The organism is Caulobacter sp. CCG-8 (genome assembly GCF_037402475.1).
In the GTDB taxonomy this organism is placed as follows: Bacteria; Pseudomonadota; Alphaproteobacteria; order Caulobacterales; family Caulobacteraceae; genus Caulobacter.
In genome coordinates this window covers 102307-117380 of record NZ_JBBEUD010000011.1, presented here as the reverse complement: position 1 = coordinate 117380, position 15074 = coordinate 102307, and the positions used below count along the sequence as shown (strand labels likewise).

Annotated in this window: 14 protein-coding genes and 1 riboswitch; of the genes, 9 read left to right on the top strand and 5 right to left on the bottom strand. The window is 71.5% G+C overall.

Features of this window, described 5'->3' with window-relative positions:
* Positions 1–2: 2 nt before the first annotated feature.
* Positions 3–1961, bottom strand: a complete 1959-nt coding sequence (locus WAE60_RS12690) for a potassium transporter Kup (protein WP_337686835.1) — start codon at positions 1959–1961, stop codon at positions 3–5.
* A 171-nt stretch (positions 1962–2132) separates the two neighbouring features.
* On the opposite strand from WAE60_RS12690, the gene WAE60_RS12685 reads away from it, so the two are divergent.
* On the top strand, positions 2133–2570 hold the full coding sequence (locus WAE60_RS12685; protein WP_029910754.1) for an Rrf2 family transcriptional regulator: 438 nt from the start codon (positions 2133–2135) through the stop codon (positions 2568–2570).
* 127 nt (positions 2571–2697) lie between these two features.
* Here the strand turns inward: WAE60_RS12685 and WAE60_RS12680 are convergent, their stop codons facing one another.
* Positions 2698–3909: an MFS transporter gene (locus WAE60_RS12680; RefSeq protein WP_337686834.1), complete on the bottom strand. Its 1212-nt coding sequence runs from the start codon at positions 3907–3909 to the stop codon at positions 2698–2700.
* Positions 3910–4229: 320 nt separating this feature from the next.
* Between WAE60_RS12680 and WAE60_RS12675 the strand changes: the two genes are divergently transcribed.
* Positions 4230–4835 (top strand): flavodoxin family protein, encoded by a 606-nt coding sequence (locus tag WAE60_RS12675; RefSeq protein WP_337686832.1) that lies wholly within the window; start codon positions 4230–4232, stop codon positions 4833–4835.
* A 170-nt stretch (positions 4836–5005) separates the two neighbouring features.
* On the opposite strand, the gene WAE60_RS12670 is transcribed toward WAE60_RS12675, so the two are convergent.
* Positions 5006–5860: a DUF2807 domain-containing protein gene (locus WAE60_RS12670; RefSeq protein ID WP_337686831.1), complete on the bottom strand. Its 855-nt coding sequence runs from the start codon at positions 5858–5860 to the stop codon at positions 5006–5008.
* A 185-nt stretch (positions 5861–6045) separates the two neighbouring features.
* Here WAE60_RS12670 and WAE60_RS12665 point away from each other — a divergent pair, with 185 nt between their 5' ends.
* Entirely contained in the window at positions 6046–6846 is an 801-nt protein-coding gene (locus WAE60_RS12665; protein ID WP_337686829.1) for an SDR family oxidoreductase, read from the top strand.
* An 80-nt stretch (positions 6847–6926) separates the two neighbouring features.
* On the opposite strand, the gene WAE60_RS12660 is transcribed toward WAE60_RS12665, so the two are convergent.
* Positions 6927–7622, bottom strand: a complete 696-nt coding sequence (locus WAE60_RS12660; protein ID WP_029910736.1) for a MarC family protein — start codon at positions 7620–7622, stop codon at positions 6927–6929.
* An 85-nt stretch (positions 7623–7707) separates the two neighbouring features.
* Between WAE60_RS12660 and pyrF the strand changes: the two genes are divergently transcribed.
* Positions 7708–8397 (top strand): orotidine-5'-phosphate decarboxylase, encoded by a 690-nt coding sequence (pyrF, locus tag WAE60_RS12655; protein WP_029910734.1) that lies wholly within the window; start codon positions 7708–7710, stop codon positions 8395–8397.
* Between the two features lie 50 nt (positions 8398–8447).
* Here pyrF and WAE60_RS12650 read toward each other — a convergent pair whose 3' ends face one another.
* Positions 8448–8663 carry a DUF1674 domain-containing protein gene (locus WAE60_RS12650; RefSeq protein ID WP_029910727.1) on the bottom strand — a complete coding sequence of 72 codons (216 nt, stop codon included), beginning with the start codon at positions 8661–8663 and terminating at the stop codon, positions 8448–8450.
* A gap of 98 nt (positions 8664–8761) precedes the next feature.
* Between WAE60_RS12650 and WAE60_RS12645 the strand changes: the two genes are divergently transcribed.
* The 5 genes from WAE60_RS12645 to WAE60_RS12625 all read left to right on the top strand — a co-directional run bounded on the left by WAE60_RS12645 (position 8762) and on the right by WAE60_RS12625 (position 14897).
* On the top strand, positions 8762–9166 hold the full coding sequence (locus WAE60_RS12645) for a hypothetical protein (protein ID WP_029910723.1): 405 nt from the start codon (positions 8762–8764) through the stop codon (positions 9164–9166).
* Positions 9167–9207: 41 nt separating this feature from the next.
* Entirely contained in the window at positions 9208–10488 is a 1281-nt protein-coding gene (locus tag WAE60_RS12640; protein WP_337686827.1) for an RsmB/NOP family class I SAM-dependent RNA methyltransferase, read from the top strand.
* A gap of 130 nt (positions 10489–10618) precedes the next feature.
* Positions 10619–11278, top strand: coding sequence for a ribulose-phosphate 3-epimerase (rpe, locus tag WAE60_RS12635; protein ID WP_029910718.1), 660 nt, complete (start codon positions 10619–10621; stop codon positions 11276–11278).
* A gap of 9 nt (positions 11279–11287) precedes the next feature.
* A complete protein-coding gene (locus WAE60_RS12630; protein ID WP_337686825.1) occupies positions 11288–13066 on the top strand; it encodes a heparinase II/III family protein in 1779 nt (592 codons plus the stop codon).
* Positions 13067–13169: 103 nt separating this feature from the next.
* A complete protein-coding gene (locus tag WAE60_RS12625; RefSeq protein ID WP_337686823.1) occupies positions 13170–14897 on the top strand; it encodes a PAS domain S-box protein in 1728 nt (575 codons plus the stop codon).
* 67 nt (positions 14898–14964) lie between these two features.
* Positions 14965–15045: riboswitch (ZMP/ZTP riboswitch) on the top strand.
* Positions 15046–15074: the final 29 nt, after the last annotated feature.

The window sequence follows — 15074 nt, the reverse complement described above, 5'->3', positions numbered from 1 at the left end:
GCCTAGACCGTCACCTGCGCGCCCAGTTCGACCACGCGGCCGGGCGGAATCTTGAAGAAGTCGGTCGGGTTGGTGGCGTTCTTCATCAGGAAGATGAAGATCCGGTCCTGCCACAGCGGCATGCCGCTGTTGGCCGACGGCACGATCGAGCGGCGGCCCAGGAAGAAGCTGGTGGCCATGATGTCGAACTTCAGCCCCTGCTGCTTGCGCAGGATGGCCAGGGCCTTGGGCACGTTCGGGCTTTCCATGAAGCCGTAGAAGATCTCGACCTTCTTGAAGTCGGCGTTGATCGCCTGGGTGCGCACGCGGTCCTCGTCGGCGACACGCGGGGTCTCGGCGGTGCGGACGGTCAGCACCACGTTGCGCTCGTGCAGCACCTTGTTGTGCTTGAGATTGTGCATCAGGGCGACCGGGGTCATGTCCGGGTCGGAGGTCAGGAAGATCGCCGTGCCGGGGGCGCGGTGCGGGGCCCGGGCGCGCAGGATCTCCATCAGGTCGACCAGGGGCACGCTGTCGCGGCGGGTCTTGTCGGTCAGGATCTGGGCGCCGCGCGTCCAGGTCCACATGATCAGCACCAGCACCGCGCCGAACACCAGCGGCAGCCAGGCGCCGTCGGGGATCTTCAGCGCGTTCGAGGCGATGAACACCAGGTCGATCATGGCCAGCGGCACCAGCAGGGCGGCGGTCTGCCAGAGGCTCCACTTCCACACCAGGCGCAGCACGACATAGGCCAGCAGGGTGTCGACGAACATCGCGCCGGTCACGGCGATGCCATAGGCGCTGGCCAGCTTGTGCGAGCTCTGGAACATGATCAGCAGCACCAGCACGCCGATCAGCAGGAAGGTGTTGACCGCCGGGACGTAGATCTGGCCGGCCTGGGTCTCGGAGGTGCGCTTGATGTCCAGGCGCGGCAGCAGGCCCAGCTGCACCGCCTGCTGGGTCATCGAGAACGCGCCGGTGATCACCGCCTGGCTGGCGATGACCGTGGCCACGGTGGCCATCAGCAGCACCGGCCAGTAGGCGAAGGTCGGGACCATGTCCCAGAACGGATTGTGGCGCGAGGCCGGGTGGTCCAGCACCAGCGAGCCCTGGCCCAGATAGTTCAGGGCCAGGCAGGGGAAGGCCAGGTAGAGCCAGGCAGCCTGGATGGGCTTCTTCCCGAAGTGGCCCATGTCGGCGTACAGCGCCTCGGCGCCGGTCACCGCCAGGAACACGCTGCCCAGGATCACGAAGCCCAGGAAGCCGTTCTCCAGCAGGAAGCGCACGCCGTACCAGGGATTGAAGGCGCGCAGGATCGACAGGTCGTCGACCAGGTGGAACAGGCCCAGCCCGCCCAGGATCAGGAACCAGGCGGCCATGACCGGGCCGAACAGGGCGGCCATGCGGTGCGTGCCCTTGGCCTGCACCAGGAACAGGGCGACCAGGATGCCGGCCGAGATCGGCAGGACGTAGGCCGACAGGGCGTGGCCGACATGCGGCGCGTCCTTCATGCCTTCCACCGCCGACAGCACCGAGATGGCCGGGGTGATGATGCCGTCGCCGTAGAACAGCGCCGCGCCGATCACGCCCAGGAAGAACACGGCGGTCGAGCGCTTGCGCGCCGCCTTGCCCAGGGCCTTCTGGGCCAGGGCCATCAGGGCCAGGGTGCCGCCCTCGCCCTTGTTGTCGGCCCGCATGAAGAAGATCACGTACTTGATCGTGACGAACAGGGTCAGGGTCCACAGCACCAGCGACACCACCCCCAGCACGGCGTGCTCGGTGGCGGTGGTGCTGCGCGAATGGGCCAGGGCCTCGCGCATGGCGTACAGCGGGCTGGTCCCGATATCGCCGAACACGACGCCCACGGCGCCGAGCGCAAGCGCCAGGAAGCTATGCCCTTTCAGGTCATGGCCGGCTTGCGGAGGGACATCACACGGGGCGGCGCTGTCTGCAGCAGGAGCGCCAGAGGCTTCGGAAGCCATTCAATCCCTCCGGGGTCGCCCTCGCAAAACGCGGTGCGGAGCCCCATATCGATCAAGCGGGGCGCGATACACCCAATCCTGCTCCGGTTCAATCGCGACCTGAAGCGGGATAACAACGATAGTTTTTGGTTGAACGCACGAACGACGCCCTTAGGGTCCTGCCACGGAAAAATGTCAGACAGTCAGAAATTCCCCGTCGCCGCGCACGCCCTGGCCTATCTGGCGCACAAGAGCGCCTTTTCGGCCGATCGCGCCGTGGCCAGCGCCGAGCTCGCCGCCTCGGTCCCGACCAACCCGGTCGTGGTGCGTCGCGTGACGGCCATGCTGGGCAAGGCGGGGCTGATCGGCGCGCGCGCCGGCGCCAACGGTGGGGCCTGGCTGCTGAAGGCCCCCGAGACCATCACCCTGGACGTCGTGCTGCGGGCCGTGAACGGCTGCGCCCACCTGGGCGTCGCGCCCAAGGGCGTGAAGGGCTGCCCGGTGGGCGAGAAGATCCCCGACGCCGTCCGCGGGGCGATGATCGCCGCCGACACCGCCGTGGCCGAGCGCCTGTCGACGATCTCGGTGGCCGACCTGCTGAACGGCGCGGCGACCGAGGCCGCGGCTTAGCGGCTTAAGGTCCTCCCCCTGTGGGGGAGGTGTCGGCGCAGCCGACGGAGGGAGGCGTGATCAGGCTTCCGCCGCCCTTATCCCCCCCACCGGCCTTCGGCCGCCTCCCCCACAGGGGGAGGGTGTCTTACTCCGCCGCCGCCAGCGCCATGCGTTCGCGCCGCACGTCCAGCGCCGCCACGACCCAGATCGCGAAGCCGCCCAGGGCCAGGGCCGCGCCGACATAGCCGGTCGAGGTCCACCCCATGCCGGCGGCGATGGCCAGGCCGCCCAGCCACGGGCCCAGGGCGTTGGCGAAGTTGAAGGCCGAGTGGTTCAGGGCCGCCGCCAGGGTCTGGGCGTCGCCGGCCACGTCCATCAGCCGGGTCTGCAGCACCGCCCCCAACCCGCCGCCGCAGCCGATCAGGAAGACCACGGGGATCAGGGTCCACAGGCTGCCGGTCGCCATCGGATAGAGGGCCAGGGCGGCGGCGCTCCACAGCAGCACCCCGCCGATGGCCGGCATCTGGGCGCGGTCGGCGGCCCAGGCGCAGGCCAGGGTCCCGACGGTCATGCCGGCCCCGAACACCGCCAGCACCACCGGCAGGGCGGCCGAGGCGTGGGTCACCTCGCGCATGGTCGAGGCCAGGTAGGTGTAGACGCAGAACATGCCGCCGAAGCCGATCGCCCCGATGCCCAGGGTCAGCCACACCCGGCCCTTGGCCAGGGCGCCCAGCTCGCGCAGGGGGCTGGCCCCCGCGTCGGCCGGGGCGCGCGGCGCGAAGACATAGACGGCCGTCGCGGTCATCGCGGCCAGGACGGCCACGATCACGAAGCCCCAGCGCCAGCCGATCCACTGGCCGACCACATTGGCCATGGGCACCCCGACGATGGTCGCCACGGTCAGGCCGATCATCACCATGGCCACCGATTGGGCTCTCCGCTCCGGAGGAGCGACGCTGGCGGCGACCAGGGCCGCGACGCCGAAATAGGCCCCGTGCGGTAGGCCGCTGAAGAAGCGGAAGGCCATCATCCAGCCGAACGTCGGCGCCAGGGCGCTGAGCAGGTTGCCGACCGCGAACACCGCCATCAGGGCCACCAGGATGATCCGGCGCGGCAGGCGCGCGGCCAGCACGGCGATCACCGGCGCCCCGACCACCACGCCCAGGGCGTAGGCGCTGATCGCGTGCCCCGCCGTCGGCGCGTCGACGCCCAGGCCGGCGGCGAAGTCCGGCAGCAGGCTCATCGAGGCGAACTCGGTGGTGCCGATCGCGAACCCGCCCAGGGCCAGGGCCGCCAGCACCACGCCCGGCGCATGGACCTTCACCTGCTGGACGTCAGGGACAGGATTGGAGCTCACGATCGCCGCCTTTCGATACACACGCCGCAGGACGGCCCGGGACGCGCCCCAAGGATGCCTTGGGACGGCGCGCCTTCAGCTGATGCTGTTGTCTGGTTATCGCGCTAGATAAGATAATGACAACGTTGTCACAAGGTTGAAGCATCGATCAGCCCCCAGATTCCGCCGTTCGCCCGAAACCGACCCTACCGGCGCTGAATCGGCTTGCAGAATAACTGCATCACCTTCTGTTGCCGATCCCCTGGAAACCGCCCGAGACGATCATACGTAATCGTCACGGTTTCAGTTGCGAAACCAACCATCAACTAGGGCTCATTCCAATGACCAAGGTCGCCATCGTCTACCATTCGGGCTACGGCCACACCGCCGTCCTCGCCGACAAGATCGCGGAAGGCGTCCGCGACGCCGGCCAGACCCCGGTGCTGCTGAAGATCGAGAACGCCGCCCAGGACTTCGCCCCGATCATCGAACAGATCACCGCGGCCGACGCCGTGGTGTTCGGCGCCCCGACCTACATGGGCGACGTTTCGGGCGTGTTCAAAGTGTTCGCCGACGCCACCGCCGGCGTGTTCTTCACCGGCGCCTGGAAGGACAAGCTGGCCGCGGGCTTCACCAACTCGCACAGCTTCGCGGGCGACAAGGGCCACGCCCTGGAGAGCCTGACCATCCTGGCCGCCCAGCACGGCATGAACTGGGTGAACCTGGGCCTGGCCCCTCCCGGAGTGACCGCCGCCGAACGCGGCCCCGACACGCTGAACCGCGTCGGCTCGTTCATCGGCCTGGCCGCCCAGTCCGACAACGCCTCGCCCGAGATCACCCCGCCGGCCGGCGACCGCGAGACCGCCCGCCTGTTCGGCGTCCGCATCGCCGAGGCCGCCGTCCGCTGGACGCGCGGCGCCCAGCCGGCGCTCAGCGAAGCGGCGTAACGAAGTCCGCCCGTCCTTCCTGATCCCCCAGCCCGAAGGACGGGCCCGCGGCGCTCCGGCGCCGCCCGAGGGGACGCTTGAGCCCGAGCATCCCCTCCCCCTTCCTCCGTCGCGAAGCGGGGGAGGCGGCGCGGCGCGAACGGCGCCCTGACGGAGGGGCCGTCGCCGGCCTACGGTCCGACCACAACCTGGCCCGATCCGGCGACCGCCTTGCTGACCGGCCCCTCGGCCTTGGCGACCACCACCCTGCCGGAGCCCGAGACCGAGGCCGAGACCTTGCCGGCCACGCCGTTGAAGTCGACCTCGCCCGCTCCCAGGATACTGACCTCGACCTCGGTCGACCGGCCGCCCGCCACGCTGACGCGGCCCGGACCGGCGACATGGGCCTCGAACTTGCGGCCCACGCTGGTCGCCGCCACGCCGCCCGAGCCGGCGACGAAGATCTCCAGGTCGCCGTCGACGCCCTGGAGCGTCAGATGTCCCGAGTCGGCGATGTGGACCTCGGCCTCGCCGGCCCGGCCGGCCTTGGTGTCGCCCGGGCCCGCCTGGTTCAGTTCGAACGCGCCCTTGACGTCACCCACCGTCCAGTCGCCGCAGCCGGCGTTGGACAGCTCCAGGCTGTCGGTGCGACCGACCTCGCCGAACACGGCGCCGCTAGTGGCCAGCTCGACGCCCATCGGCGCGTGGATCACCACTTGCGGCATGTCGGCCCAGGCCACGTCGCCGATGTCGCGCACCGCGACGACGGGCTTGCCGTCCTCGACGTCGCAGCCCTTGATCCGGTCGCCGTCGACGCCGCCCGCCAGTCCGCCGTCGATCACGATGCGCGATCCCGATGGCCGGACCTGCAGCGGCAGCCTGGGGTTGGAATTCTGGATCTCGACCTTCACGTCGCTCCGCGCCTCGGGGATCACGGTCACGCGGGCGACGGCGTTGGTGATGTCGATCGACGACGCGGCCGAAGCGGCGTCGGCAATGCCCAGGGCGGCGGCGGTGGCGGCGGCGAGGATCGAAAATGCGCGCATGCTTCACTACTCTCGAAAAGGGGTGCGGCCAGAGATAGCGACGGCTCCGGCGGGAGACGACTTAATTCGAGGTCATGACCCCCGAGGCCGTGATCAGGCCGAGGCGCCGCCGCCCCGCCTTGAACCAAACGCCCGCCCGTGCTCGACTCCAGCCAAGTTTCACCGTTTCGCTGGACACTCGCCGCATGGCCCGCCGTCTCGCCCTGATCACCGGCGCCTCCGCCGGCATCGGGGCCGCCTTCGCCCGCATCTACGCCAGCCACGGCTACGACGTGGCCCTGACCGCGCGCCGGCTGGACCGGCTGGAGACCCTGGCCGCCGAGATCCGCCTGCGGTTCGGCGTCGAGGCCTATCCGATCGCCGCCGACCTGGCCCAGGCCGACGCCGTCGACCAGGTGCTGGCGGCGATCGAGGCCGAGGGGCGGGTGGTCGACGCCCTGGTCAACAACGCCGGCTACGGCCTGCCCGGCGCCTACGCCCAGACCACCTGGGCCGACCAGAGCGCCTTCCTGCAGGTGCTGCTGGTCTCGGTCTGCGGCCTGACCCACAAGGTGCTGCCGGGCATGGTCGAGCGCGGCTTCGGCCGCATCGTCAACGTCGCCTCCCTGGCGGGCCTGGCCCCCGGCGCGGCGGGCCACACCCTCTACGCGGCGACCAAGAGCTTTCTCGTGAAGTTCTCCCAGAGCCTGCACCTGGAGAACCAGGCGGCGGGCGTGCACGTCAGCGCCCTGTGCCCGGGCTTCACCTATTCGGAGTTCCACGACGTCAACGGCACCCGCGCCCAGGTCAGCCAGAGCCTGCCGACCTGGCTGTGGCTGGGCGCCGACGAGGTGGCCGCCGCCGGCTACGAGGCCGCCGAGGCCAATCGCGCGATCTGCGTGCCCGGCTCGCCCAACAAGGCCATCGCGGCCATCGCCAAGCTGGTCCCCGACGACTGGGCCCTGGCCCTGATGGCCAGCCAGGGAAGCCGGTTCCGGAAGGTCTAGGACGGTACGGGGGACACACGCTCGCTCCCGACCGCCTCCGATTTCACACCGACGCCATGCGGCGCGTGTTTCTTCGTCCGCTACCTGTGCTCGGCGTACGGGGCCTTGGCGTCGGCCCGGATCAGGCCGCGGGTGGCGTCGCCCACGCCGATCAGCACGAACTGCACCGCCAGGGCGCAGAGGATCAGGCCCAGCACCCGCACCACGATGCTCATGCCGATCCGGCCCAGCACCTTGCTGATCACCGGCGCGGCCCAGAACACGGCGACCAGCACCACCGAGACGGCGGCGATCACCCCGACGCCGGCGGCCAGGCCCGCCAGGCCCAGGGGCCGGGCCTCGCTGGCGTAGATGATCACGGTCGAGATCGCACCGGGCCCGATCAGCAGCGGCATGGCGAACGGCACGATCAGCCGCTCGAACCGCTGCTTGGCGTAGACCCGGGCCGACTGGCCCTCCACGCCCTCGGCCGCGTCGGCGAACATGGTGGTGAAGTCGTCGCGCACCATGTCCAGGCCCAGGATGAACAGGATGATGCCGCCGGCGATGCGGAAGGCCGGCATCGAGATGCCGAAGAACTCCAGCAGGCTGACGCCCGTGAAGAAGAAGAAGATCAGGAAGGCGGCGACGAACAGGCCGATATAGACCGCCACCATCCGGCGGCCGGCGGCGGCCGCGCCCAGGGTGGCGGCGGCGAACAGCGGCACGTTGCCGATCGGATCGATCAGGGCGAACAGGGCGACGAAAAAGTTGACGGCGAGCTCAGCCTGGCTCATTCGGGGTGCTTAGCCTTCAATTCGCGCGGATCCGCATCCTTCTTAGGGTGATGCGAACGCGCGCGCCAACCCCAAGGGGACCGCCATGACCGCAGATCCGCGCCTGATCCTGCCGCTCGACCTGCCCAGCACGGCCGAGGCCCGTCAAATGGTCGAGACCCTGGGCGACGCGGTGTCGTTCTACAAGATCGGCCTGGAGCTGCTGGCCACCGACGGCATGGCCCTGGCGCGCCAGCTGAAGGGCGAGGGCAAGCAGATCTTCCTCGATTGGAAGCTGCACGACATCGGCGCCACCGTGGAGCGCTCGGCCCGGGTGCTGGCCGGGGCCGGCTGCGACCTGCTGACCGTCCACGCCGAGCCGCAGGTGATGCAGGCCGCCGTCAAGGCCAAGGCCGGCTCGGACCTGAAGATCCTGGCCGTCACCGTGCTGACCAGCCTGACCGACGCCGACCTGATCGAGATGGGCTACGCCTTCTCGGCGCGCGACCTGGTGGCCCGGCGCATCCGCCAGGCGGTGGAGTGTGGGGTGGACGGCATCGTCTCGTCCCCGCAGGAAGCCGCCCTGGCCCGCGAGATCGCCGGCCCCGACTTCCTGGTGGTGACGCCGGGCGTGCGCCCCTTCTGGTCGGCCAAGAACGACCAGGCCCGCGCCGCCACCCCGGCCGACGCCCTGAAGGCCGGCGCCAGCCACCTGGTCTGCGGCCGTCCGATCACGGCGGCCAACGACCCGCGCGAGGCGGCGCTGAAGGTGGTGGCGGAGATGGCGGGCCACTAGCGCTCGCCAGCGAGGCCCTCCCCCACAGGGGGAGGAACGGGGCTTCGCCCCTAGAAATCCACCGCCACGCCCTTGCGCTCCCAGTCGCCGAACCGCGTCGGCTCGGGACCGTCGCGGCCGCCCTCCTCGGTGGGCAAGGCGGCGGCGTGCTCGGCCGCGCGGCGGGCCGCGGCTTCTTCAAGCGCGCGGCGGGCGGCCGGGGTCAGCGGCTTGTCCGGCGCGGCGCCGGGCGGAAGGTCGGGCTGGGGGGAGGGAAGCTCGGACATGACCAAGGTTTAACATCGTCCCTCTTGCCCGCGAAATCCTTCTGGTGTTCAACCCCCGGCTTCCGAATAACCGCGTTCTGCAACTCGGGGGAGTTTCCATGACCACTAGCCGCTGGCCTCACGCCTTCTTCGCCGCCGCCGCCACCTACGCCATGATCGGCGTCTGCTGGGGCCTGACGATGAGCATCACCCAGAACCACGCCACCTATTCCGCCCACGCCCACCTGAACCTGCTGGGCTGGGTCAGCCTGGCGCTAATGGGCGCCTTCTACGCCCTGCTGGGCCAGAACGTGCCCAACTGGGTCAAGCTGACGAACTTCACCCTGTCGAACGTGGGCGTGATCTGCATGATCAGCGGCCTCTTCATGTATCTGGGCCAGGTCGGACCTGTCTCGATCTACGGGCCGCTGCTGGCGGTGGGCGGGCTTTGCACCGTCGCCGGCTTCCTGCTGTTCGGCGTGACGGTGATCACGAGCCTGGTGCGCAAACCGGCCGCGGCCTGATTCCGCTTGCGCTCGCCGTCGCCTTTGGGCACGGCGAGCGGGTGACTCAGGAACTCAACGACGGCCTCCCGGCACGGGAAGGCGCCCTTGCCCTCATCGACGCGGCCCTGTCGCGGCGCGGCGGGCTCGACGAAGCCGCCTCGGCCAACGCCTTCCGCTTTCTGGAACCGCGCGAGCGGGCCTTCGCGCGCGCCCTCGCCATGGCCGCCCTGCGCCATCTGGGGCCCATCGACCGCGCCCTGGCCGGCAAGCTGGCCAAGGAGCCGCCGCCGCGCGTGCGCAACCTGCTGCGCCTGGGCGCGACCCAGGCCTTCTTCCTGGAGGTGCCGGCCTTCGCCGCCGTCGCCACCAGCGTCGAGCTGGCCGGCGCCAACAAGACCAGCCGCCCGTTCAAGGGCCTGGTCAACGCGGTGCTGCGCGGCCTCCTGCGCGACGGCGGCCTGTCCGACGCCGCCGAGGACCTGGCCCCGCCGTGGCTCTACGCCCGCTGGGTCGGCGCCTGGGGCAAGGAGACCGCCGACGCCGTCGCCGGCCAGATCGCCTTCGAGCCGGCCACCGACCTGTCGCTGAAGCCCGGCGCCGACGCGGCCGACCTGGCCGCCCGGCTGGAAGGCCAGATCCTGCCCGGCGGCACGCTGCGCACCGAGCGCCGGGGCGACGTCTCGGCCTGGCCGGCCTTCGACGAGGGGACCTGGTGGGTGCAGGACGCCGCCGCCGCCATCCCCGCCCGCCTGCTGGACGTGAAGGCCGGACAGACCGCGCTCGACCTCTGCGCCGCGCCCGGCGGCAAGACGATGCAGCTGGCCGCCGCCGGCGCGCAGACCGTGGCCGTCGACCGCTCGGCAGCCCGCCTGCAGCGCGTCACCGAGAACCTGGCCCGCCTTTCCCTGACCGCCGAGGTGGTCGCCGCCGACGCCGGGGCCTGGGAGGACGCGCGGACCTTCGACGCCGTGCTGCTGGACGCGCCCTGCTCGGCCACCGGCACCTTCCGCCGCCATCCGGACGTGCTGTGGGCCGCCCGCCCCGGCGACGTGGCCAGCCTGGCCGCCGTCCAGAGCCGCCTGCTCGACAGCGCCGCCGGCCGCCTGAAGCCCGGCGGCCGCCTGGTCTACTGCGTCTGCTCGCTGGAGCCGGAAGAGGGCGAGGCCCAGGTCGAGGCCTTCCTGGCCCGCCGTCCGGACATGGCCCTGGACCCCATCGCCCCGGAGGAAGGCGGCGCCCCGGCCGCCAGCCTGACGGCGCGCGGCACGCTGCGAATCCTGCCCCACCACCGCGAGGGCGGACTGGACGGCTTCTTCGCGGCGCGATTCGTCAAACGGTAGCCTGGAAAGCCGGCGTCCCGGCCCAAGCTCCGCGCTTGCGGACGACAACCTTGAGGCGGATGAGTGCGTTAAGCTTCCGGGCGAAGCACTCGCTTGTGGCGTGAGCCCGACACAGCTAAGCCAGGGACCCATGACCGCGCCGCTGATCGCCCCGTCCATCCTCGCCTCCGACTTCGCCAAGCTGGGCGAAGAGGTCGCCGCCATCGAGGCGGCCGGCGCCGACTGGGTGCATGTCGACGTGATGGACGGCCATTTCGTGCCCAACATCACCCTGGGCCCGGATGTCGTTCGGGCGATCCGGCCGCACGCCAAGATCCCGTTCGACGTCCACCTGATGATCAGCCCGGCCGATCCGTACCTGGAGGCCTTCCGCGCCGCCGGCGCCGACCTGATCAGCATCCATCCGGAAGCCGGCCCTCACCTGCACCGCAGCCTCAAGCGCATCCGCGAGTTGGGGGCCAAGGCCGGGGTGGTCTTCAACCCCTCGACCTCGATCGACCACGTCGAGTGGATCCTCGAGGACGTCGATCTCCTGCTGGTGATGTCGGTCAATCCCGGCTTCGGCGGCCAGAGCTTCATCCCCGGCCAGCTGCGCAAGGTCGAGGCCCTGCGCAGGATGATCGACAAGGCCGGCCTCGACATCATCCTGGAGGTCGACGGCGGCGTCACCCCGGTCACCGCCCCGCAGTGCGTGGCGGCGGGGGCCACGGCCCTGGTCGCCGGCTCGGCGGTGTTCAAGGGCGGCCCCTCCGCCTATGCCGGCAACATCCGCGCCCTGAAGGGCGGCTGATCCAGCGGCATGGAGGGGGCTCCCGCGACAGGTTCCAGCCGCAAGTCCTCCGCCCTCGCCGGCGGCCCCTCCTCCCGTGGCTCTGGAGCCCGTGGCCGCGGAGCCCGCACCAAGGGCGTGACGCTCAAGGCCCTCGGCGCGGCGATCAAGGGCAACCTGGAACGCGAATGGTTCGGCTCGCCGCCGCACCGCGCCTCGATCAGCCGGCCCAGGCCGGTCGGCCTGGCCGGCCATCCCCACGATCCCCGTCCCGTCGATCCCGACCGCGGCCGCCAGCTGCTGGACGGCCTGCTGGTGCTGGACGGCGGCGCCCTGCGGCTGGGCGAGACCGGCGACCCCTTCGACCAGCCCAGCCCGACCCGCCAGTTCGCCACCGCCCTGCACGGCTTCGACTGGCTGCCGCACCTGCTGGCCGCCGGCCCCGGATCGTCGCGCCTGGCCCTGCGGCTGCTGCAGGACTGGCGGCGGGTGTTCGGGACCTGGAACGCCTTCTCGTGGAGCGGCGAGCGGCTGGAGCGGCGCACCTTCCACCTGGCCTGCGCCGCCAAGGCCCTGGCCCCCGAAGCGTCCGACGCCGAGATCTCGGCCATGACGCAGGACATCGCCCGCGGGGCGCGCCAGTTGCTCAAGGCCTCCGACGCGCCCGAGCGCCGGCTGGAGCGGGCCGTGGTGGTGGCCATCGCCGGCTGCGCCCTGACCGGCAAGGCCAGCGACCGGCTGACGGCCCAGGGCCTCAAGCGCGTCCACGCCCTGCTGGACCTGGTCGTCCTGCCCGACGGCGGCCACGCCAGCCGCTCGCCGGAGGCCGGGCTGGAGCTGCTGTTCGACCTGCTGACCCTGGACGACGCCCTGGGCCAGCGCGGCCGTCCCGTCCCCGAGGCCCTGACCCGCGCCATCGACCGCCTGAGCTCGTCGGTGCGCTTCTTCGCCCTGGCCGACGGTCATCTGGCCGCGTTCCAGGGCGGCGAGGCGATCGAGCCGAAGCGGATCGCTGCGGCCCTGGCCCATGACGACCACGGCCCGCGCCCGCCGCAGAGCGCGCCGCATGTCGGCTATCAGAAGATGCAGGGCGGCAGCCTCCAGGTGATGGCCGACGCCGGGCCGCCGGCCACGGGCGTGCTCAGCGTCACCGCCTGCGCCCAGCCGGCCGCGGTCGAGATCGTGTTCGGCAAGGACCGGCTGATCACCAGCTGCGGCTGGAGTCCGGAAGCGACCGGCGCCAACGCCTTCCGGCTTTCGTCCGCCGCCTCGACCGTGTCGGTGGGCGACGGCTCGGCCGGCCGGCCGCTGTCGGGCTGGCGCGCCGACGCCCTGGGCCCGTGGCTGGTCGACGGCGCGACCGAGGTCGAGGTCAAGCGCCACGACGCCGACGTCGGGGTGTGGCTGGACATCGTCCACGACGGCTGGCGGCGCCTGGGCCTAACCCACGCCCGGCGGCTGTTCCTGGACCTCAAGGCCGACGAGCTGCGCGGCGAGGACAGCCTGATCCCGATCGGCTCGGCCAATCCCGACGGTCCGCGCCGCTACCTGCCGTTCTCGGTCACCTTCCACCTGCATCCGGACGCCCGCGCCTCGCTGGCGCGCGACGGCAAGAGCGTGCTGATCAAGGGGCCGTCCAACGTCGGCTGGTGGCTGCGCAACGACGCGGTCGATGTGGCCATCACCCCCTCGGCCCATTTCGACCACGGCCACGCCCGCCCCGCCGGCGCCATCGTGCTCAAGAGCCAGGTCCGTCCCGAGAAGGGCGCCAAGATCCGCTGGAAGCTGGCCCGGGCGACGGATCACTGATCCCCTGCGACATTACGTCCCACGCGCCCGCCGGAGCGCGGAATTCACAGCCCCCACCCTGTCCTGTAGCTGTTTTCGACCGCGTCGGCTGAGGGAGGGGCAGATGTCGAGCCTCGCCGCCCTGCGGCCCATCCTGAACACCGCGATCGACCCCGTCGTCGTCATGGACGCCAAGGGCGTGATCCTGGACTGGAACGCCCGCGCCGAGGCGGCCTTCGGCTGGCCGCGCGACGAGGTCCTGGGCCGGGGCCTGATCGACCTGCTGGCCCCGCTGCGCCATCAGGCCCACTACCGGCAACTGCTGACCAAGCGCCTGGCCCTGGCCGAGCCGCCGGCCGCGCGCCAGGGCTCGCAGCTGATGGCGGTGCGCAAGAACGGCAGCGAGATCCCGATCGAGGTGTCCCTGGCCGCGTTCGGCGATCCGGACGCTCTCCTGTTCCTGGGCTTCATCCGCGACATCACCGACCGGGTCGAGGTGCATGAACGGCTGGCCGCCAGCGAGGCGCGGTTCCGCGCCGCCATCGGCGCCGTCGACGGCATCCTGTGGACCAACGACGCCTCGGGCCGGATGGTCGGCGACCAGCCCGGCTGGGCCAGCCTGACCGGCCAGGCGCACGACGACTATCAGGGCTTCGGCTGGGCCGACGCCGTCCATCCCGACGACGCCGAGCCGACGATCCGGGCGTGGAACGAGGCCGTCGCCCGGGGCGGCCCCTTCACCTTCGAGCATCGGGTGCGTCGCCACGACGGGGTGTGGCGCGACTTCGCCATCCGCGCCGTCGCCGCCCTGGAGGCCGACGGCTCGATCCGCGAATGGATCGGCGTGCACACCGACATCACCGAACGCAAGCGCGCCGAGGAACGCCTGCGCGAGGGCGAGGCCCGGTTCCGCGCCATGGCCGATTCCGCGCCGGCCCCGGTGTGGATGACCTCGGTGGAGGGCGGGATCACCTTCGCCAACGAAGCCTTCGGCGAATACACCGGGGTGGCGCCGGCCGACCTGCTGGGCGACGCCTGGATCGGCCTGATCCATCCCGACGACATCCCCGGGGTCGGCGCCCGACGGGCGGCGGCGCGCACCGCCGAGGGCGGGCCGACGGCCTACGGCTTCGAGGCGCGGTTCCTGGGAGGCGACGGAAACTATCGCTGGATGGTCGCCAACGCCCGACCGCAGATCGACGCCCAGGGCCAGTTCCAGGGCTATATCGGCATGGCGATGGACATGACCGAGACCAAGACGGCCCAGGCCCGCCAGCGCCTGCTGATCAACGAGCTGAACCACCGCGTGAAGAACACCCTGGCCTCGGTCCAGTCGATCGTCCGCCAGACCCTGCGGCCGGAAGAGGCGGTCGAGGCCGTGCGCGAGCGGCTGATCGGGCGGCTGCTGGCGATGTCGGCCGTCCACGACGTGCTGACCCGCGAGAGCTGGGAGGGCGCGGCCCTGGACGACATCGTCCGCCAGGGCCTGGCGCCGTTCGTCGACGACCAGGATCCCGACCGGGTGGCGGTCAGCGGCCCCGCCCTGCGGGTGGGCGCCAGCACCGCCCTGTCCCTGGCCCTGGCCATGCACGAGCTGGCCACCAACGCGGCCAAGTACGGCGCCCTGTCGGCGGCGGGCGGCCGGGTGGACGTCGCCTGGGAGCAGACGGCCGAGGACCGGGCGGTCCTGAGATGGACCGAGCGCGGCGGGCCGCCGGTGCAGCCCCCCGAACGCCGGGGCTTCGGCACCCGCCTGCTGGAGCGCGGCCTTGCCGGCGACCTGGGCGGCCGGCCGGAACTGACCTTCGCGGCGGACGGCGCGCGGGCGGTGCTGCCGGTGCGGCTGGGGTAGCCCGGTTCTCCCCCTGTGGAGGAGGCCCCGACCCCGATTGACTCCTCTCGCCTCCCCCGTATTTTCCGCGCGTTCGCGTGACTGGCGCTAGTGATGGGCAACCATCGGGGAGCGCGGACCTCATATGCCGCGCGCCTGGGCTCCGTTTTCTCGTCCAACCAGACCAGCCAGGAGTCC